The following is a 20,063-nucleotide window of genomic DNA, read 5'->3' as shown; positions in this document are numbered from 1 at the left end:
TGTGCCAAGGCTGAATAATTTGGTCCGGTTTACGTAAACCCGGCCTCCCCTGACACGAGGTTATTTATGACAGCATTAGTAGTCGCCAAATTTGGCGGAACCAGCGTAGCCGATTTTGACGCTATGAATCGCAGCGCCGACGTGGTGCTCTCCGACGCTAACGTACGTCTCGTTGTGCTGTCTGCTTCGGCCGGCGTCACCAATCTGCTGGTTGCACTGGCCGAAGGGCTGGAGCCCGCGGAACGTCAGGCGAAACTGGACGCTATCCGCGCCATTCAGAACGCCGTACTGGAACGTCTGGCCAATCCGGCCGTGATCCGCGACGAAATCGAACGTCTGCTGGAAAACCTCACGGCATTGGCGGAAGCCGCCTCGGCAGAAACCTCAACCGCGCTAACTGACGAGCTGGTCAGCCACGGTGAGTTGATGTCGACCCTTTTATTCGTTGAAATTCTGCGTGAACGTCAGGTTGCCGCACAGTGGTTTGACGTGCGTAAAGTCATGCGTACCAGCGACCGCTTTGGCCGCGCCGAGCCGGACGTTGCCGCGCTTTCAGAGCTGGCGACCCAGCAGCTGGCGCCGCGTCTGAGCGAAGGCCTGGTGATTACCCAGGGCTTTATCGGCAGCGAGAGCAAAGGCCGCACCACTACGCTTGGCCGCGGCGGCAGCGACTACACCGCTGCACTGCTCGGCGAAGCGCTGCACGCGACCCGCGTGGATATCTGGACCGACGTCCCTGGCATCTATACCACCGATCCGCGCGTGGTACCGGCAGCCAAACGTATTGATGAAATCGCGTTTGAAGAGGCCGCCGAGCTGGCGACCTTCGGCGCGAAAGTGCTGCACCCGGCCACGCTGCTGCCTGCCGTACGCAGCGACATCCCGGTATTTGTGGGGTCGAGTAAAGATCCAAAAGCGGGCGGCACATTGGTGTGCAACGAAACCGCTAATCCACCGCTGTTCCGCGCGCTGGCGTTGCGCCGCAAGCAGACGCTGCTGACCCTGCACAGCCTGAACATGCTGCACTCGCGCGGTTTCCTCGCAGAGGTATTCGGCATCCTGGCGCGCCACAATATTTCGGTGGATCTGATCACCACCTCAGAAGTCAGCGTCGCGCTGACGCTCGATACCACGGGGTCGACCTCAACCGGCGATACGTTGCTGACGCAGTCACTGCTGATGGAGCTGTCGGCGCTGTGTCGCGTCGAGGTGGAAGAAAATCTGGCGCTGATCGCGCTGATTGGTAACGACCTGTCGAAAGCCTGCGGCGTGGGTAAAGAGGTGTTTGGCGTGCTGGAGCCGTTCAACATTCGCATGATCTGCTACGGCGCATCCAGCCACAACCTGTGTTTCCTGGTGCCAGGCGCCGAAGCGGAGCAGGTGGTGCAGAAACTTCACCATAATTTGTTTGAATAATATTCCACCACGCGATAAATAATAACTATAGCCGGGCTCGAACCCGGCTTTTTTCTATAAAAACACAACACAACACCAATATATTGCAAGGAATACAACATGCTCGCCGTTATCACCCGGCTGTTCCCGTTATGGGCGCTGCTGCTCTCTGTTATTGCCTACTTCATACCAACCACCTTCACGCCTATCGGGCCGCTGGTTCCCTCGCTGCTGATGCTGATTATGTTCGGCATGGGCGTGCATCTTAAGGTGGATGATTTTAAGCGCGTACTGTCGCGCCCTGCGCCGGTGGCGGCGGGGATTTTCCTGCACTACCTGGTGATGCCGCTTGCCGCCTGGCTGCTGGCGCTGGCTTTCCATATGCCGCCGGAGCTGTCCGCCGGGATGGTGCTGGTGGGTAGCGTTGCCAGCGGAACGGCGTCTAACGTGATGATCTATCTGGCGAAAGGTGACGTAGCGCTGTCCGTCACCATCTCGTCGGTCTCCACGCTGGTTGGCGTGGTCGCCACGCCGCTACTGACCCGGTTGTATGTGGATGCCCATATTCAGGTCGATGTCATGGGTATGCTGCTGAGTATCCTGCAAATTGTGGTGATTCCGATTGCGCTCGGTCTGGTGATTCATCACCTGTTCCCGCGCGTGGTGAAAGCGGTAGAGCCCTATCTCCCCGCCTTCTCAATGCTGTGCATTCTGGCGATCATCAGCGCGGTCGTCGCCGGTTCCGCCTCGCATATTGCCTCGGTTGGCTTCGTGGTGATTATCGCGGTGATTCTGCACAACACCATTGGCCTGCTCGGCGGTTACTGGGGCGGACGCCTGTTTGGCTTTGACGAATCGACCTGCCGCACACTGGCGATTGAAGTGGGGATGCAAAATTCTGGCCTCGCCGCGGCGCTGGGTAAAATCTACTTCGGGCCGCTGGCTGCACTGCCGGGCGCGCTGTTCTCGGTGTGGCATAACCTGTCAGGTTCGCTGCTGGCGGGATACTGGTCCGGGAAACCTATCGAGAAGAAAAAGCAACAATAACCGCTGTAGCTGTGTGCCCGATAAGCGAAGCGCCATCGGGCACACTGCAAGCACATTGCCGGATGGCGGCGTAAACGCCTTATCCGGCCTACACAGCCTCTCACCTTTGCCGTACACTGGTTGCACCATCCGATTGAGGGCACCCCTATGGCACTCCCCCGCATTACGCAAAAAGAGATGACCGAGCGCGAACAGCGCGAGCTGAAAACGCTGCTCGACCGCGCGCGCATTGCGCATGGCCGTCCGCTGACCAACGCAGAGACCAACAGCGTGAAAAAGGAGTACATCGATAAGCTGATGGTACAGCGTGAAGCAGACGCAAAAAAAGCCCGCCAGTTGAAGAAACAGCAGGCTTATAAACCGGATTCCGAGAGTTCGTTTTCCTGGTCGGCGAATACGCCGACGCGCGGCAGACGTTAACGCCCTTTCTTTTTACGTCCCGGCGCGGTGAAGCGTTTACCGTTACCCGCCGGGCGAGCTGGCTTATCGCTGGTTTTCTCCATCTTCACCACCGGGCGCTTAATGCCCGCCGTTTTCGGCTTGGCTTTCGCTTTTGGTTTGGCTTCGGAAGAAGAGTTTTCAATCAGCTTGAAGAGGTCGATCAGCTCATCGTCCGTCAGGTCGCGCCACTCGCCCAGCGGGATGCCCGTCAGGCTAACGTTCATAATGCGCGTACGCTCAAGCTTAGTCACTTCATAACCAAAGTGTTCGCACATGCGGCGAATCTGCCGGTTCAAGCCCTGAACCAACGTGATACGAAACACAAACGGCGCTTCTTTCTTAACCTTACATTTTTTGGTTACCGTACCGAGAATCGGCACACCCGCGCCCATGCCGCGAATAAACTCATCGGTAACGGGCTTATCGACCGTGACCAGATACTCTTTTTCGTGGTCGTTACCCGCACGCAGGATCTTATTGACCAGATCGCCATGGTTGGTGAGGAAAATCAGCCCCTGAGAATCTTTATCCAGACGGCCAATCGGGAAGATTCGTTTACTATGGTTAACGAAGTCGACGATGTTGTCACGTTCGCCGTCTTCGGTGGTGCTGACGATACCGACAGGCTTATTCAGCGCAATCAGCACTAAATCATCCGCTTCACGCGGCTCAATCAACCGACCGTTGACTTTCACAACGTCGCCCGGCTTCACCTGATCGCCTATCGTGGCACGCTTACCGTTGATAAAGACGTTGCCTTGTTCAATAAAGCGATCCGCCTCGCGGCGCGAGCAGATACCGCTTTCGCTGATATATTTATTTAATCGGGTTGATGAGTCTGTCAGCATAAGTTCTCCTTTGGCAGCGAAATATACCTCACCTTGCGGGTGAGAAAAAATAGTCCGCGACAAATCCTTTTTTTCATCACGTCGATTTAGCACATAAGTGCATCCCTACGGCTGACAGCGTTTCCGCAAATATGCTTGAACTCCCTGCATGACGGCGCTATACCAGATCGAGAGCCCGTTTTTACGTTTTGCACATATGTGCAGGAGCCAGCGACTTCGATGGAAAACAGCGACGATATCCGCCTGATCGTGAAAATTGCCCAGCTTTATTACGAGCAGGAGATGACGCAGGCGCAAATCGCCCACGAACTGGGGATTTACCGCACCACCATCAGCCGCCTGCTCAAACGCGGACGCGACCTGGGCGTGGTGACCATCGCCATCAACTATGACTACAACGATAGCCTGTGGCTGGAAGAGCGACTAAAACAGAAATTTGGCCTGAAAGAGGCCGTTGTCGCACCGCTGGAGAGCGAGGCCGGAGCCTATGGCGCGCAGCTGTTTGAACGGCTACTGTCGCCGAACGCCGTCATTGGGTTCGGCTGGGGACGCGCGGTCAGCGCGCTGGTCGAGGCATTACCGCAGTCCAGCCAGCCTCGCCCGCTGGTGTGCGTGCCTATCGTTGGCGGGCCGTCCGGTAAGCTTCCGAGCCGCTATCACGTCAACACGCTGACCTACAGCGCCGCCACGCGGCTCAAAGGCGAGTCGTATCTCGCTGATTTTCCGGCTCTGCTGGATAACCCGCTGATTCGCCAGGGCATTATGCAATCTCAGCATTTTCAGACGCTGGCCGACTACTGGCAGCGGCTGGACATCGCCGTGGTGGGCATCGGTTCGCCCGCCATTCGTCATGCCACCAACTGGCAGGCGTTTTACGGCAATGCGCAGAGCGATGAACTAGAGGCGCTTCAGGTGTCTGGGGATATCTGTTCACGCTTTTTTGCCGCTGACGGCACGCCTATTGCTACCGCGATGCAGGAAAAAACGCTCTCCATTGAGCTCACCATCTTAAAGCAGGCCCGCTATGTCATCGGCCTGGCGAGCGGCGAAGAGAAGCACGCCGCCATCCTTGGCGCGCTGCGCGGGCAGCATATCAACGCGCTGGTCACCGACCGGGCCACCGCAGAATATTTAGTGCAGTAAGACTTTGACGAGGACATGACCATGATTAACCGTGATACCCAGCTGTGCATGTCGCTTGCCGGCCGCCCCGGCAACTTTGGCACGCGCTTTCATAACTATCTGTATGAAAAACTGGGGCTGAATTTTATCTATAAAGCCTTTACCACGCAGGATATTGAGGCGGCGGTGAAAGGCGTTCGTGCGCTGGGCATTCGCGGCTGCGCGGTGTCGATGCCGTTTAAAGAAAGCTGCATGGCGTTTCTGGATGCTATCGATCCGTCGGCCAGGGTTATCGATTCCGTCAACACCATCGTCAATGACAACGGCCATCTGACCGGGTTTAACACCGACTACATCGCGGTAAAAAGCCTGATTGTCAGCCACCAGCTCGATACCACAGCCCACGTGATGATTCAGGGCAGCGGCGGGATGGGTAAAGCGGTGATTGCCGCCTTCCGCGACGCAGGCTTTAGCAACGTGATTATCGCCGCCCGCAATGAAGCCAACGGTACCGCGCTGGCAAAACAGTACGGATTCCAGTGGCAGGCGCAGCCACAAGCCGACGGTATCGATATTCTGGTCAACGTGACGCCTATCGGCATGGCGGGCGGAAAAGAGCACGAGCAGCTTGCCTTTAGTGAAGCGATGGTCTCACGCGCCAGCGTGGTGTTCGACGTGGTGGCCCTGCCGCCGGAAACGCCGGTCATTCAGCTCGCCCAGCGCCTGGGGAAAAAGACCATTAGCGGTGCCGAAGTGATTGCCCTGCAGGCAGTGGAACAGTTTGTGATGTACACCGGGGTGCGGCCTGACGATGCGCTGGTTGCTGAAGCGGCGGCGTTTGCCAGAGCGGGATAATCGATAGCGTAACGTCAACGGTAGTCCGGATAAGCGAAGCGTCATCCGGCGTGCAGATTGTCGGATGGCGCTGCGCTTATCCGACCTACAGCGGCCTTCTGCGTGCCCTCTTCCTGACTCTTTGCGGCAACATCGTGAACTATATCAGTAAGCTGTCTGACGCAGGGTGGTAACATGCCGCCCTGATTGATAATTTCTGATAGATAGGAGAAATGATGGACTTACTTCTGCTGAGTAACTCAACGCTGCCGGGCAAAGCCTGGCTGGAACACGCGCTGCCGCTGATTGAGGCGCGGCTCAATGGCCGCCGTCGCGCGGTGTTTATTCCTTTTGCTGGCGTGACGCAGACCTGGGACGAGTACACGGCAAAAACCGCCGCGGTTATGGCGCCGCTGGGCGTGACGGTCACCGGTATCCATAGCGTGGCAGACCCTATCTCCGCGATTGAAAATGCCGAGCTGATTATCGTCGGCGGCGGCAATACCTTCCAGTTGCTGAAAGAGAGCCGCGAGCGTGGGCTGCTGGCACCGATTGTCGACGTGGTGAAGCGCGGTGCGCTGTACGTGGGCTGGAGCGCGGGTGCGAACCTCGCCTGCCAGACCATCCGTACCACCAACGATATGCCGATTGTCGATCCAAAGGGCTTTGATGCGCTGGGGCTGTTCCCGCTGCAGATTAACCCGCACTTCACTAACGCCCTGCCGGAAGGCCATAAAGGCGAAACCCGAGAGCAGCGTATTCGCGAGCTGTTGGTTGTTGCGCCTGAGTTAACGGTGATTGGCCTGCCGGAAGGCAACTGGATTGAGGTAGCCAACGGCGAGGCGACGCTCGGCGGGCCGCGTACCACCTATGTATTTAAAGCGGGTGAGGAAGCCGTGGCGCTGGAAGAAGGGCATCGCTTCTGAGCCTTAAACCCGGGGTCGGCGTAGGGCTACAAACCGTAGGCCTGATAAGCGCAGCGCCATCAGGCCATTCGGCGGACATTGCCGGATGGCGGCGTGAACGCCTTATCCGGCCTACAAGCTAGCCCAGCCGAGGCCGGGTTTACGCTATTACGCTAATAATCGTCGCGCTCATCGTCTTCGTCTGGCTGCTCCAGCACGCTGTAGGCTACCGAGCAGAACAGCGAGTTCAGACGTTGCATATCGCCCAGCAACGCCAGGTGCAGAGTACTGGTTTCAATACTTTGTACGTTCTGCTGATGCAGACGATCGACGTGCGCGTGCGCGTAGCGGCGATTCAGAATGCGGAACCGGTGCTTGCTGCGGCGCAAGCGGCGGGCGCTGGTAACGTCACCGGCAAAGAAGACCGACATCGCCAACTGCAAATTGCTTAACAACAGCTCATACAGCGCCTCCAGCTCCTTCAGCCCTTCTACCGAGAAGGCGCGGCGCGCGGCCAGCGATTTGTCGGCAATCTCGCTGCCCATACGCTCGATAATATCCGAAGCCTGTTCAAGGTTGAGCGACATTTCGATAATCTCCGCCCAGCGGCGGGACTCCTCTTCCGCCAGCTCGTCTTTCGGCATTCGCGCCAGGTAGAGCTTGATGGCGGTGTAGAGCACGTTGATATCATCCGCCTGTTTGCGCAGGTTTTTCTCTTCACGCGGCTCGCCGTGCATTACCTTCTTCAGCCCGTCCAGCATCTGCTCGGTGGCATCACCGATGCGCAGCGTCTCACGTGCGGCGTTGGCCAGGGCCAGCGTGGGGGTATCGAGTGCAGTCACATCCAGATGTTTGGGCTTCAGGTGCGCTTCCAGCTCTGGCTCATCGCGGATCAGGCGTTTACAGAAGCGCGCCATCGGCTCGGCAAACGGCACCATCGCCACGCAGCGAATCAGGTTGTAGAAGACGTGGAAGTAGATAACCAGTTCAGATTCCGCCAGCGGCAGCTTCTGCATGGTGGTCGCCAGCACGTGGACAAACGGCAGAATAATCAGGCTGCCCACCAGCTTAAACAGCAGGCTACCCAGCGCCACACGGCGCGCGGCGGCGTTAGCGGCGCTGTTGTTGAGCATGGCCAACAGGCCCGACCCCAGGTTGGCGCCAATCACCAGACACAGCGCCACCGGGAAGGAGATCACCCCGGCGGTGGTCAGCGTGGCGGTCAGCAGTACGGCGGCCAGGCTCGAGTAGCTGATAATGGCAAACACGGCGCCAATCAGCGCATCCAGCAGAATATCACCGGTCAGCGACGCGAAAATCACCTGCACGCCGTTGGCCTGAGTGATGGGCGTGACCGCCTGCACAATCAGCTCCAGCGCCAGCAGAATCAGCCCCAGGCCGATACCCACGCGGCCCAACTGCCCTTCGCGGGTTTGCTTGCGGCCCAGGAAGAAGGTCACACCGATAAAAATCAGCAGCGGCGACAGCCACGAGAGATCGAAGGTCAGGATACGCGCCATCAGCGCGGTCCCCACGTCGGCGCCAAGCACGATCACCAGCGCGGGCGTCAGGGCCACGAGATCCTGGGCAACAAAGGATGTCACCAGCATGGTGGTGGCATTGCTGCTTTGTACCAGCGCGGTAACGCCGATACCCGCACAGAAGGCGAGCGGCTTTTTCTCCACGCTGCGGCTAAGCACGGTACGCAGACGCGCGCCAAATACACGCATCACGCCGGTGCGCACGATATGGGTACCCCACACCAACAGCGCGACGGCGGAAAGCAGGTGTAGCAGAGTTAACACGGAATCAGCTTCTCCTTATTGTTATAGGTTCCTGAGGTTCGTATGCCTGATGGCGCTGCGCTTATCAGACCTACAAATCATCCTTCTGTAGGCCAGATAAGACGTTTACGCCATCCGGCAACGGCCTTCTTTCAGTATAAGGGTTTACGCGCGATAAAGAGACAGGGCGCTCATAGAGCGCCCTGTTAGTTGTAAGGAAAGATGACGATTCTGTGAATCAGTCGGCATCATAACCCAGGTTTGGCGCCAGCCAGCGCTCCACTTCCGCTACGCTCATCCCTTTACGCTGCGCGTAGTCCTCAACCTGATCGCGCTGAATCTGCGCGACTGCGTAGTACTTACTGTCCGGGTGACTGAAATACCAGCCGGAAACCGACGCGCCAGGCCACATGGCGAAGGACTCGGTCAGCTTCATGCCGGTGTGTTTTTCAACGTCCAGTAACTGCCAGATAGTGCCTTTTTCGGTGTGCTCCGGACACGCAGGGTAGCCCGGCGCCGGGCGAATACCCTGGTAGTTTTCGCGGATCAGTTCATCGTTGCTCAGGTTTTCGTTCGGCGCGTAGCCCCAGTAAACCTTACGCACGCGCTCGTGCAGGTACTCGGCAAAGGCTTCCGCCAGGCGGTCGGCAATCGCCTTCACCATGATCTTGTTGTAATCATCGTGCTGCGCTTCAAACGCGTCGGCCAGCGCATCTTCCTCCAGCCCGCCGGTGACGGCAAAGGCACCGATATAGTCCGCTTTACCGGAGGTTTTCGGCGCGACGAAGTCCGACAGACAGTAGTTGGCAAAGCCCACTTTCTCGGTCTGCTGGCGCAGATGACGGCTCACGGTCAGCACCTGCGTACGCGTTTCATCGCGATAGATTTCCACGTCATCGCCGACGCGGTTAGCCGGGAACAGGCCAACGACGCCGCGCGGGTTGAGGGATTTCCCGGCGCTCAGCTGGTCCAGCATGTCGTTGGCGTCTTTAAACAGGCGCTTTGCCTCTTCCCCCACCACTTCATCTTCGAGGATGCGCGGGAATTTTCCGGCCAGCGACCAGGTCATAAAGAACGGCGTCCAGTCGATGTAATTGCGCAGCGTTTCGATGCTGGCCTCGACTTCCTGCACGCCTAAACGATGTGCGACCGGCGGGGTGTAACTTTCCCAGTCAAACGCGAGATCGTTTTCCCGCGCGGCGGCTAACGTGACCGGCGGGGTACGCGGTTTCTTACGCCCGTGCTGAATACGTACGGTTTCATACTCTTTGCGCGTACGGGCAACAAAATCATCGCGCTGAGCGTCGGAGAGCAGCGCCGCTACCACGCCTACGGTACGCGAAGCGTTCTGGACGTAAACCGTCGGGCCGCTGTAGTTCTGCTCAATTTTCACCGCGGTGTGCGCTTTCGACGTTGTCGCGCCGCCAATAAGCAGTGGGATGGTGAAGCCCTGGCGCTCCATCTCTTTTGCCACGTTGACCATTTCATCCAGCGACGGGGTAATCAGGCCGGAGAGGCCGATCAGGTCCGCGTTCACCTCTTTCGCCGTTTTGAGGATTTTATCCGCTGGCACCATCACGCCGAGATCGATGATTTCGTAGTTATTACACTGCAGCACCACGCCGACGATATTTTTACCAATATCGTGCACGTCGCCTTTCACGGTGGCGATGACCATCTTGCCGTTGCTGGAGCCTTTTTCTTTGCTGGCTTCAATGTACGGTTCGAGGTAGGCCACAGCCTGCTTCATCACGCGGGCGGATTTCACCACCTGCGGCAGGAACATTTTGCCCTCGCCGAACAGGTCGCCGACCACGTTCATGCCGTCCATCAGCGGCCCTTCGATCACCTCAATCGGGCGTGCGGCCTGCTGGCGCGCCTCTTCGGTGTCGAGTTCGATAAATTCGGTAATGCCTTTTACCAGCGAGTATTCGAGACGCTTTTTGACGTCCCATCTGCGCCATTCCGCCTGCTGGGCGTTGGCGGCCTCGTCGGTTTTACTGCCGCGATATTTCTCGGCCAGTTCCAGCAAACGTTCGGTACCATCTTCACGGCGGTTGAGGATCACGTCTTCAACCGCGTCGCGCAGTTCTGCCGGGAGATCGTCGTAGATAGCCAGCTGTCCGGCGTTGACGATGCCCATGTCCATGCCGTTGCGGATGGCGTAATAGAGGAAGACCGCGTGGATAGCTTCACGTACCGGGTCATTGCCGCGGAACGAGAAGGAAACGTTAGACACACCGCCGGAAATCAGCGCGTGCGGCAGCTCGCGTTTGATGTCCTCACAGGCGCCGATAAAGTCCTGCGCGTAGTTGTTGTGCTCTTCAATACCGGTGGCGACGGCGAAGATATTCGGGTCGAAGATAATGTCTTCCGGCGGGAAACCCACCTCTTCGGTGAGAATTTTGTAGGCTCGGCGGCAAATCTCAATTTTGCGTTCGCGGGTGTCGGCTTGTCCCTGCTCGTCAAAAGCCATCACCACCACCGCGGCGCCGTAGCGACGCAGCAGCTTCGCGTGATGGATAAAGGTCTCCACACCCTCTTTCATTGAGATGGAGTTAACGATGCCTTTACCCTGAATGCACTTAAGCCCTTTTTCGATAACTTCCCATTTCGAGGAGTCGATCATAATCGGCACGCGGGCGATATCCGGCTCGCCGGCAATCAGGTTGAGGAAACGCACCATCGCCGCTTCAGCGTCGAGCATCCCCTCATCCATGTTGATATCGATAATCTGCGCGCCGCTTTCGACCTGCTGACGGGCGACATCCAGCGCTTCGCTGTATTTCTCTTCTTTGATCAGGCGCTTAAACTTCGCCGAACCGGTGACGTTGGTACGTTCGCCGACGTTCACAAACAGGCTATCGTCGCCAATGTTCAGCGGCTCCAGGCCGGACAGGCGGCAGGAGACCGGGATTTCTGGTAACTTGCGCGGCGGTAAACCGTCTACCGCCCGGCTCATCGCAGCGATATGCTCCGGCGTGGTGCCACAGCAGCCGCCAACCACGTTGAGGAAGCCCGCTTCGGCCCATTCGCGGATTTGCGTCGCCATGGTGTCGGCGTCGAGGTCGTACTCGCCGAAAGCGTTCGGCAGCCCGGCGTTCGGGTGCGCGGTGACGTAGCATTCGGCAATGCGTGACAGCTCCTGCACGTACTGGCGCAGCTCGTCCGGGCCGAGGGCGCAGTTGAGACCAAAGGTCAGGGCGTCGGCGTGACGCAGGGAGTTATAGAACGCTTCGGTAGTTTGACCGGAGAGCGTACGGCCCGAAGCGTCGGTAATGGTGCCGGAAATCATGATCGGCAGATCAACGCCCAGCGCTTCAAACTCTTCTTTCACCGCAAACACCGCCGCTTTGGCGTTGAGGGTGTCGAAGACGGTTTCAATCAGGATCAGGTCGCTGCCCCCTTCCACCAGCGCTTTGGTGGATTCGCGGTAGGCGGCCACCAGCTGATCGAAAGTAATGTTGCGGTACGCCGGGTCATTGACATCCGGCGAGATAGACGCCGTACGGTTGGTTGGGCCGAGCACGCCCGCGACGTAGCGCGGTTTGTTCGGCGTACGCGCCGTCCATTCGTCGGCCGCCGCGCGTGCCAGCTTCGCCGCCGCAAAGTTGATTTCCGCCGACAGCGATTCCATCTGGTAATCGGCCATGGCGATGGTCGTGGAGTTAAAGGTGTTGGTTTCGATGATATCCGCCCCCGCCTCGAAATAGGCGTGATGGATAGCCGCGATCACCTCCGGCTTGCTGAGCACCAGCAGGTCGTTGTTCCCCTTCAGGTCGCAAGGCCAGTCGGCGAAGCGTTCGCCGCGGAAGTCCTGCTCGCTCAGACGATAGCCCTGGATCATGGTGCCCATGCCCCCATCCAGAACCAGAATACGTTCATTTAACTGCGCACGCAGTTGCTCCACTTTGCTGCTCACAGGCACTCCCGACACCGCTCTACGAAATCCAGACCCAAATAGGCAATAGACCATACTGGCATAAAGCGGGGTGGCGGAAAAGAGAACAGCGGTCTACATGAGACATGTTCAACATGACTCATCGGAGCAGTAAGACGAACGGTTGTATTATAATCAATAAAAACGAAAATAATTTCCACGATACAGAAAGGAGTTGCGATGGTCGCCAACGTTCCTGCAAAACGCGGTAGAAAACCCGCCCCGGCAACTACTGCCGCCGCAACGGGCCAGGTGCAGTCGCTCACCCGCGGCCTCAAACTGTTAGAGTGGATCGCCGAATCACACAGCAGCGTGGCGCTCACCGAGCTGGCGCAGCAGGCTGGCCTTCCTAACTCCACGACCCACCGTTTACTCACCACCATGCAGCAGTTGGGCTTCGTGCGTCAGGTTGGCGAACTGGGCCATTGGGCGGTGGGCGCGCATGCGTTTATCGTGGGCAGCAGCTTCCTGCAAAGTCGTAATCTGCTGGCGATTGTGCACCCCATTCTGCGCCAACTGATGGAAGATTCCGGTGAGACGGTTAACCTGGCAGTGCTCGATAAGAGCGATCATCAGGCCATTATTATCGATCAGGTGCAGTGTACGCAGCTGATGCGCATGTCCGCACCGATTGGCGGCAAGCTGCCAATGCACGCCTCTGGCGCCGGGAAAGCCTTTTTATCGCAGCTCAGCGAGGAACAGGTAACCAGCCTGCTGCACCGCAAGGGTCTGCATGCTTACACGCATGCGACGCTGGTGTCGCCGTTACATCTGAAGGACGACCTGGCCCAGACGCGTAAGCGCGGCTATTCGTTTGATGATGAAGAGCATGCGCTGGGGCTACGCTGCGTGGCGTCGTGTATTTATGACGAACACCGCGAGCCGTTTGCCGCCATCTCCATTTCCGGGCCGATTTCCCGCATTACCGATGACCGCGTGACCGAGTTTGGCGCGATGGTGATTAAAGCGGCGAAAGAGGTGACGCTGGCCTACGGCGGGATTAAATAAACAAAATGCCCCGTTGGGGCATTCTCGGTAGGCCTGATAAGCGTAGCGCCATCAGGCAGATCGGCGCACCTCGCCGGATGGCGGCGAAAGCGCCTTATCCGGCCTACGGTCGGTTTCATAACGCACGCTGAACCGCTGGCGACGTCGGTAGGCGTAAACATCCTCCACGTGCCCATTCTTGATACGCGTTTGCAGCCCGCGCCAGTAGTCGGCGCTAAACAGGTCGGCGTGCATCTCTTCAAACAGTGGCCCGATACGCGGGTCGGCGCACAGCCAGTGGCGAAACTCCTCCGGGAACACATCGCCCGGCGACACGCTGTACCACGGCTCACTCGCCAGCTCGTCCTCCGGATAGCGCGGCGGCGGTATATCGCGGAAGTTCACCTCCGTCATATAACAAATCTCATCATAATCGTAGAACACCACGCGTCCGTGCCGGGTCACGCCGAAATTCTTAAACAGCATGTCGCCTGGGAAGATATTGGCGGCAGCAAGCTGGCGGATAGCGTTTCCGTATTCTTCAATCGCGTCGCGTAGCGGTTGCCCTTCTACCTGTTCCAGCCAGAGATTGAGCGGCACCATCCGCCGTTCAATATACAGATGGCTAATGGCAATTTTATCGCCCATATCGACGATTTTCTCTGGCGCTTCCTGCAATAACAGCGCCATCAGCGCCGGGTCAATTTGTCGCTTTTCGAGGACAAAATTCTCAAACTCCTGGGTATCGGCCATGCGCCCGACGCGGTCGTGCTCTTTCACCAGCTGGTAGCAGGCCCGGACGTGCGCGGCGGTCATCTCTTTCTGCGGGGCAAATTTGTCTTTAATGACTTTAAACACCCGGTCGAAGCCCGGCAGGGTAAACACCAGCATCACCATGCCGCGAATGCCCGGCGCTTCAATAAATTGCTCATTGGCATTGGCGATGTAGTTCAGGTATTCACGATAGCTTTCCGTTTTGGCGTGCTTCTGACAACCAATCGCCATATAGAGCTCGGCGGTGGTTTTGCCGGGCAGGATTTCGCGCAGCCATTCCACCAGAGCCGCAGGCAGCGGCGCGTACACCATAAAATAGGAGCGGGCAAAACCGAAGACGATGCTGGCCTCGACCGTGGTGGTCAGGCAGGTATCGACAAACAACTCGCCTTCATCGGTACGATGAATGGGAATGAGAAACGGTAGCGTGCCGCTCGGTGTGATCAGCTTTCCAATAAGCCATGCAGCTTTGTTGCGATAAAATAGCTCATTAGCAATTTGCAGGTGCGACTCGCGCAGCGTCTCGACGTCCAGCGTTTCGCTCAGATGCGCCATGATATAGCCCACGTCGCGAAACTTATTCTGCCAGGGCAGACGCAGGGGTAAATCGCTGAGCATTTTGAAAATCACCGCTTCCCAGCCAGCGTCCGGGAAGAAATCCTTGGCGAGCGGTCGGGGAATCGCGCGAAAGCGGCGCTCGGGCTGCGAGCTGAAAATAAATAACCGCTCGGGACTCAGCGAGCGGTGGTCAAATAACCGACAATAGACGGAATTAAAAAAGCTCTCCGCAATCTCGAAGCGAGGGTAATCCGGCAGCAACCGGGTGTACTGCGCCTTTACGCGCAGCAAAAAATCGGCGTCAGTGCTTTTGCCGTCGGTCATGCAGCGCAGCTGTTCGACCACCAACCCCACGTGATGGTCGTACAGATGGATACGGCTTTTCATCGCCTGCTGCACGGCATGCCAGTCGGCCTGTTCAAACCGCTGCTGTGCGCCGGAAGTCACTTCCAGAAAACGTCCGTACTGGGCGTCAAATCCCTGCAAAATGGTCTGCGCAATCAGTAATTCCAGGCCTCGCGTCATTATTTATCCCCATCCGGCACCGAGTCATGCCGGATGGCGCATTCGCTTATCCGGCCTACATGTCGTTGTAGGCCCGGTTAGCGCAGCGCCACCGGGCATAAATCAGAACTGCGATTCTTCGGTTGAACCAGTCAGCGCGGTCACCGAGGAGGTTCCGCCCTGAATAATGGTGGTGACATTATCGAAGTAGCCGGTGCCAACCTCCTGCTGGTGAGAAACGAAGGTGTAGCCATCTTTCGCCGCCGCGAATTCTGCCTGCTGAACCTTCTCAACGTAGTGCTTCATCCCTTCACCCTGCGCGTAAGAGTGCGCCAGGTCGAACATGTTGAACCACATGCTGTGGATGCCGGCCAGCGTGATGAATTGGTATTTGTAGCCCATATCAGACAGCTGCTGCTGGAAGCTGGCGATGGTTTTGTCGTCCAGCTTTTTCTGCCAGTTGAACGACGGCGAGCAGTTGTAGGCCAGCAGTTTGCCTGGATATTTCGCGTGAATCGCATCGGCAAAGCGCTTCGCCAGCTCCAGGTCCGGCGTGGAGGTTTCACACCACACCAGGTCGGCGTACGGTGCGTACGCCAGGCCACGGCTGATCGCCTGCTCAATGCCTGCGCGAGTACGGTAGAAGCCTTCGCTGGTGCGCTCGCCGGTAATGAAGTCGCTATCGTACGGGTCGCAGTCGGAGGTGATAAGGTCCGCCGCGTCGGCATCGGTACGGGCAATCAGCAGGGTCGGTACGCCCATGACATCAGCCGCCAGGCGCGCGGCCACCAGTTTCTGAACCGCCTCCTGCGTGGGTACCAGCACTTTGCCGCCCATATGGCCGCATTTCTTCACCGACGCCAGCTGATCTTCGAAGTGTACCGCCGCTGCACCGGCCGCAATCATCGATTTCATCAGTTCAAAGGCGTTCAGCACGCCGCCGAAACCCGCTTCCGCATCGGCAACGATCGGCAGGAAATAATCAACGTAGCGCGGATCGTTTGGCTCGATACCGTTCGCCCACTGGATCTGATCCGCACGACGGAAAGTGTTGTTGATCCGATCGACCACCGCAGGCACTGAGTTCGCAGGATAGAGCGATTGATCCGGGTACATACTTGATGCCAGGTTGGCGTCCGCGGCCACCTGCCAGCCCGAGAGATAAATGGCCTCAATACCGGCTTTTGCCTGCTGTAACGCCTGGCCGCCGGTCAGCGCGCCAAGGCTGTTAACGTAGCCTTTTTTCGCTTCACCGTGCAGCAGGCGCCACATTCTGGCCGCGCCCAGCTGGGCCAGCGTACACTCTGGGTTGACCGACCCGCGCAGTTTCACCACTTCTTCCGCGCTGTACGGACGCTTGATGCCTTCCCAACGTGGCTGCGTCCATTCTTGTTGTAATACTTCGATTTGTTGAGTACGAGTTTTCATGTGCAGATGCTCCATATTGTTATGTGGTGGATTACGCCAGCAGGCGGTAGCCCGGCAGGGTCAGGAAGTCGATCAGTTCGTCGGAGGTGGTGATTTGCTCCATCAGGCGCGCGGCATCGTTAAAACGACCGCCGTTGAAGCGAGCCTCGCCCAGCTCGCCTTTAATCACCTGCAGTTCTTCGGCCAGCATCTGGCGGAACAGCGGCTTGGTCACCGGTTTGCCGTTGCTGAGGGTTTTCTGGTGATGGATCCACTGCCAGATAGAGGTACGGGAGATTTCAGCGGTGGCCGCATCTTCCATCAGGCCATAAATCGGTACGCAGCCGTTGCCGGAGATCCACGCCTCGATGTACTGGACCGCCACGCGAATATTGGCGCGCATCCCCTCTTCGGTACGCTCACCGTCGCACGGTGCCAGCAGCTGTTCTGCGGTTATCGGCGCGTCGGTGGCGCGGGAAACAGAGAGCTGGTTCGGGCGATCGCCCAGCACCTCGTTAAACACCGCCATGGCGGTATCAGCGAGACCGGGGTGGGCAACCCAGGTACCATCATGGCCGTTATTGGCTTCCAGTGATTTATCCGCCTTCACCTTATTCAGCACCTGCGCGTTGCGCTCGGCATCTTTGTGAGGAATAAACGCCGCCATACCGCCCATCGCGAACGCGCCGCGCTTGTGACAGGTTTTAATCAACAGCCGTGAGTAGGCACTGAGGAACGGCTTGTCCATGGTGACGACCTGACGATCCGGCAAAACGCGGTCCGGGTGGTTCTTCAACGTTTTGATATAGCTGAAGATGTAATCCCAACGGCCACAGTTCAGGCCAACAATATGGTCGCGCAGGGCGTGGAGAATTTCGTCCATCTGGAACACGGCTGGCAAGGTTTCAATCAGCAGCGTGGCCTTGATGGTACCGCGCGGCAGATTGAAGCGATCCTCGGCATAGCAGAACACATCGTTCCACCAGGCCGCTTCCTGCCACGCCTGGGTTTTCGGCAGGTAGAAATAGGGGCCGCTGCCTTTGGCTAACAGCGCTTTGTGGTTGTGGAAAAAGTACAGCGCAAAGTCAAACAGGCTACCCGGAATGGCTTCGCCGCGCCAGGTGACGTGTTTTTCCGGCAGGTGCAGGCCGCGTACGCGACAAACCAATACCGCGGGGTTCGGTTTGAGCTGATAGATTTTCCCTGCTTCGTTGGTGTAGCTGATGGTGCCGTTGACCGCGTCACGCAGGTTGATCTGCCCTTCGATCACTTTGTTCCAGTCCGGCGCTAATGAGTCTTCAAAATCGGCCATGAACACTTTGACGTTAGCGTTCAGGGCGTTAATCACCATTTTGCGCTCAACGGGACCGGTAATTTCAACCCGACGGTCCTGCAGATCGGCAGGAATTCCGCGTATCTGCCAATTTCCATTACGAATGGAATCGGTTTCCGAAATAAAATCTGGCAGCTTGCCGTCGTCGATATCCTGTTGTTGTTGAATGCGTGCAGCCAGCAGCTTATTACGTTTTGGTGTAAATCGGGTCACGAGTTCGGTCAGAAATTCCACCGCTTCCGCAGTCAAAACCTGCTGTTCCTGCTCGCCAGAAGGCTTCAGAAAAGCCAGTTCATCGGTTGTTGTGGCCTGTTGTGTCATGGTGTAGCTCCTCGTGCGTGATCCGAATAGTTTCCCCGTCAGGTGAGCGGAAGATCGTTGTGTAGTTTTCGCTCAACATTTTTAAGCCTAATCAATAAAATTAAAAAAACAAAAACAATTTCCATTTTTAAATTAAAATAATCACAACATATTGATTAGATTAGAATTAAAAATTTATGACTGAGTGGGGTGTATTTCGGAAACAAAAAAGGCACCCGAAGGTGCCTGATTGAGTATGCTGAAACGCTTTAGGATCGTGATGAGTAGCGGATCAATCCAACGTTGGATTCATATTCCGCAGATCGTACGGTGTGATCTGGTAGACGTAGTAGTTGAGCCAGTTCGCAAACAGAAGGTTACCGTGGCTACGCCAGGTAGCACGCGGTTTGTTTTGCGGGTCATCTTTAGGGAAATAGTTATAGGGCACTTCCGGACTCAGGCCGGCATCCACATCGCGGAAATATTCACTCGCCAGGGTGTGCGCATCGTATTCCGGATGGCCCGTCACGAAAGCGATGCGTTTATCTTTGCTGGCAAACAGATAGGCGTCGCCGTCAGCGGTTTCCGCGAGGATTTCCAGGTCGGTAAAATCACGAATCAGCTTCGCAGGGAAGTCGGCGTAGCGGGAATGCGGTGCCAGGAAAGTATCGTCAAAACCACGGGTTAGCAGGGCATGAGGGTGAAGAATGTGGTGCTCGTAAACGCCAGAGAGCTTGTCGTCGCGGGTTTGCTTAGGGATCCCGTACAGAATATTCAGCGCGGCTTGTACCGCCCAACAGACAAACAGCGTCGATGTGACGTGATCTTTAGCCCACTCCAGCACCTGCTGAATCTGCGGCCAGTAGGCAACATCATTAAATTCGACCAGGCCAAGCGGCGCACCGGTAACGATCAGCCCATCGAAGTTCTGGTCGCGAATGTCGTCGAAATTACAGTAAAAATTATTCAAATGCTCAGTTGGCGTATTACGCGATTCACGCGCATCAATACGCAGTAGCTGGATATCCAGCTGTAGCGGAGAGTTTGACAGCAAACGCAAGAACTGGTTTTCTGTCTCTATCTTCTTCGGCATAAGGTTCAGGATCAGCACCTTCAGAGGACGAATTTCCTGACCTGTAGCACGTGACGTGGTCATCACAAAGACGTTCTCATCACGCAAGAACTTGACGGCTGGTAGCTCGTCCTGCACCCGAATCGGCATAACCTTATTACCTCACAGCATACGTATAAACGTTTAGACATCCAGACACCTAACGATACCCAGAATTCAGTGAAATGTCGAGTCTGCATGTTAAAGGTGAGAAAGTTTCAATTACGATTGCGGTAGAATGCGGAAACGATTCGAAAGGGAGTAAATGAAGTGGTTATTCGACGTTCACAGCGCCATGAAGGCGAACGGTTAGTGGAAATATGGTGTCGTTCGGTGGATGCGACGCATAATTTCTTGTCCGCGCAGGATAGAGCGGAAATTGAGGTACAGGTACGGACATTTTTACCTGAGGCGCCGCTTTGGGTGGCGGTAGATAACAATAATGTGCCTTTAGCATTTATGCTGCTGTCAGAGCACCATCTGGAAGCACTGTTTGTCGATCCGGATGCTCGAGGTACCGGCGTGGGACGAAAGCTGGTTGAACATGCGTTATCGCTGATCCCCGATCTGACCACCGACGTGAACGAACAGAATGGGCAGGCAGTAGGGTTCTACCAGAAGATGGGGTTTGCCGTGACCGGGCGGTCGGAGACGGACGATCATGGGAGACCTTATCCGCTACTGCATTTACGTTATTGTAGTGCATCAGCGGAGCCGGCTTAACTGCCTCATCCGGGCGAGCGCAGCGAGCCCCGGAGGTCCACCACTTTTTC

15 protein-coding genes are annotated in these 20,063 nt (G+C 57.0%); 8 read left to right on the top strand and 7 right to left on the bottom strand.

Going from position 1 to position 20,063, the window contains the following annotated elements; all coding sequences use genetic code 11:
* The first annotated feature begins 66 nt into the window (after positions 1-66).
* From lysC to M989_RS14860, 3 genes are all read left to right on the top strand, one after another.
* Positions 67-1,416 carry a lysine-sensitive aspartokinase 3 gene (lysC, locus tag M989_RS14870; protein WP_064546609.1) on the top strand — a complete coding sequence of 450 codons (1,350 nt, stop codon included), beginning with the start codon at positions 67-69 and terminating at the stop codon, positions 1,414-1,416.
* 99 nt (positions 1,417-1,515) lie between these two features.
* Positions 1,516-2,442: a ketopantoate/pantoate/pantothenate transporter PanS gene (gene panS, locus M989_RS14865; RefSeq protein ID WP_064546607.1), complete on the top strand. Its 927-nt coding sequence runs from the start codon at positions 1,516-1,518 to the stop codon at positions 2,440-2,442.
* A 147-nt stretch (positions 2,443-2,589) separates the two neighbouring features.
* Positions 2,590-2,862 (top strand): YjbD family protein, encoded by a 273-nt coding sequence (locus M989_RS14860; protein WP_064546605.1) that lies wholly within the window; start codon positions 2,590-2,592, stop codon positions 2,860-2,862.
* Here M989_RS14860 and rluF read toward each other — a convergent pair.
* Complete coding sequence (gene rluF / locus M989_RS14855; protein WP_064546603.1) at positions 2,859-3,731, bottom strand: 23S rRNA pseudouridine(2604) synthase RluF; 873 nt, start codon at positions 3,729-3,731, stop codon at positions 2,859-2,861. The genes M989_RS14860 and rluF overlap by 4 nt on opposite strands.
* A 219-nt stretch (positions 3,732-3,950) precedes the next feature.
* Here rluF and M989_RS14850 point away from each other — a divergent pair, with 219 nt between their 5' ends.
* From M989_RS14850 to pepE, 3 genes are all read left to right on the top strand, one after another.
* Positions 3,951-4,874 (top strand): sugar-binding transcriptional regulator, encoded by a 924-nt coding sequence (locus M989_RS14850; protein WP_064546601.1) that lies wholly within the window; start codon positions 3,951-3,953, stop codon positions 4,872-4,874.
* Positions 4,875-4,895: 21 nt separating this feature from the next.
* A complete protein-coding gene (locus tag M989_RS14845) occupies positions 4,896-5,708 on the top strand; it encodes a shikimate 5-dehydrogenase (protein ID WP_064546599.1) in 813 nt (270 codons plus the stop codon).
* 215 nt (positions 5,709-5,923) lie between these two features.
* A complete protein-coding gene (pepE, locus tag M989_RS14840; protein ID WP_064546597.1) occupies positions 5,924-6,613 on the top strand; it encodes a dipeptidase PepE in 690 nt (229 codons plus the stop codon).
* Positions 6,614-6,765: 152 nt separating this feature from the next.
* On the opposite strand, the gene M989_RS14835 is transcribed toward pepE, so the two are convergent.
* Together M989_RS14835 and metH are read right to left on the bottom strand one after the other, a co-directional pair.
* A complete protein-coding gene (locus M989_RS14835; RefSeq protein ID WP_064546595.1) occupies positions 6,766-8,397 on the bottom strand; it encodes a Na/Pi cotransporter family protein in 1,632 nt (543 codons plus the stop codon).
* Between the two features lie 217 nt (positions 8,398-8,614).
* Positions 8,615-12,298, bottom strand: coding sequence for a methionine synthase (gene metH, locus M989_RS14830; RefSeq protein WP_064546593.1), 3,684 nt, complete (start codon positions 12,296-12,298; stop codon positions 8,615-8,617).
* 198 nt (positions 12,299-12,496) lie between these two features.
* Between metH and iclR the strand changes: the two genes are divergently transcribed.
* The gene (iclR, locus tag M989_RS14825; protein ID WP_064546591.1) at positions 12,497-13,324 is read left to right on the top strand and encodes a glyoxylate bypass operon transcriptional repressor IclR; all 828 of its coding nucleotides are present in this window, start codon (positions 12,497-12,499) and stop codon (positions 13,322-13,324) included.
* A gap of 51 nt (positions 13,325-13,375) precedes the next feature.
* Here the strand turns inward: iclR and aceK are convergent, their stop codons facing one another.
* The 4 genes from aceK to metA all read right to left on the bottom strand — a co-directional run bounded on the left by aceK (position 13,376) and on the right by metA (position 19,401).
* Positions 13,376-15,160, bottom strand: coding sequence for a bifunctional isocitrate dehydrogenase kinase/phosphatase (gene aceK / locus M989_RS14820; protein WP_064546589.1), 1,785 nt, complete (start codon positions 15,158-15,160; stop codon positions 13,376-13,378).
* Positions 15,161-15,262: 102 nt separating this feature from the next.
* Positions 15,263-16,567, bottom strand: a complete 1,305-nt coding sequence (gene aceA, locus M989_RS14815) for an isocitrate lyase (protein WP_064546587.1) — start codon at positions 16,565-16,567, stop codon at positions 15,263-15,265.
* A gap of 31 nt (positions 16,568-16,598) precedes the next feature.
* Positions 16,599-18,200, bottom strand: coding sequence for a malate synthase A (gene aceB, locus M989_RS14810; protein WP_064546586.1), 1,602 nt, complete (start codon positions 18,198-18,200; stop codon positions 16,599-16,601).
* A 271-nt stretch (positions 18,201-18,471) separates the two neighbouring features.
* Positions 18,472-19,401, bottom strand: coding sequence for a homoserine O-acetyltransferase MetA (gene metA / locus M989_RS14805; protein ID WP_064546585.1), 930 nt, complete (start codon positions 19,399-19,401; stop codon positions 18,472-18,474).
* A gap of 159 nt (positions 19,402-19,560) precedes the next feature.
* Between metA and M989_RS14800 the strand changes: the two genes are divergently transcribed.
* Positions 19,561-20,013, top strand: coding sequence for an acetyltransferase (locus M989_RS14800; protein WP_064546583.1), 453 nt, complete (start codon positions 19,561-19,563; stop codon positions 20,011-20,013).
* The last annotated feature ends 50 nt before the right edge of the window (positions 20,014-20,063 follow it).

This window comes from Kluyvera georgiana ATCC 51603 (assembly GCF_001654985.1).
GTDB lineage: Bacteria > Pseudomonadota > Gammaproteobacteria > Enterobacterales > Enterobacteriaceae > Kluyvera > Kluyvera georgiana.
The sequence above is the reverse complement of the archived record's forward strand: the minus strand, read 5'-3'. Positions and strand labels throughout refer to the sequence as shown.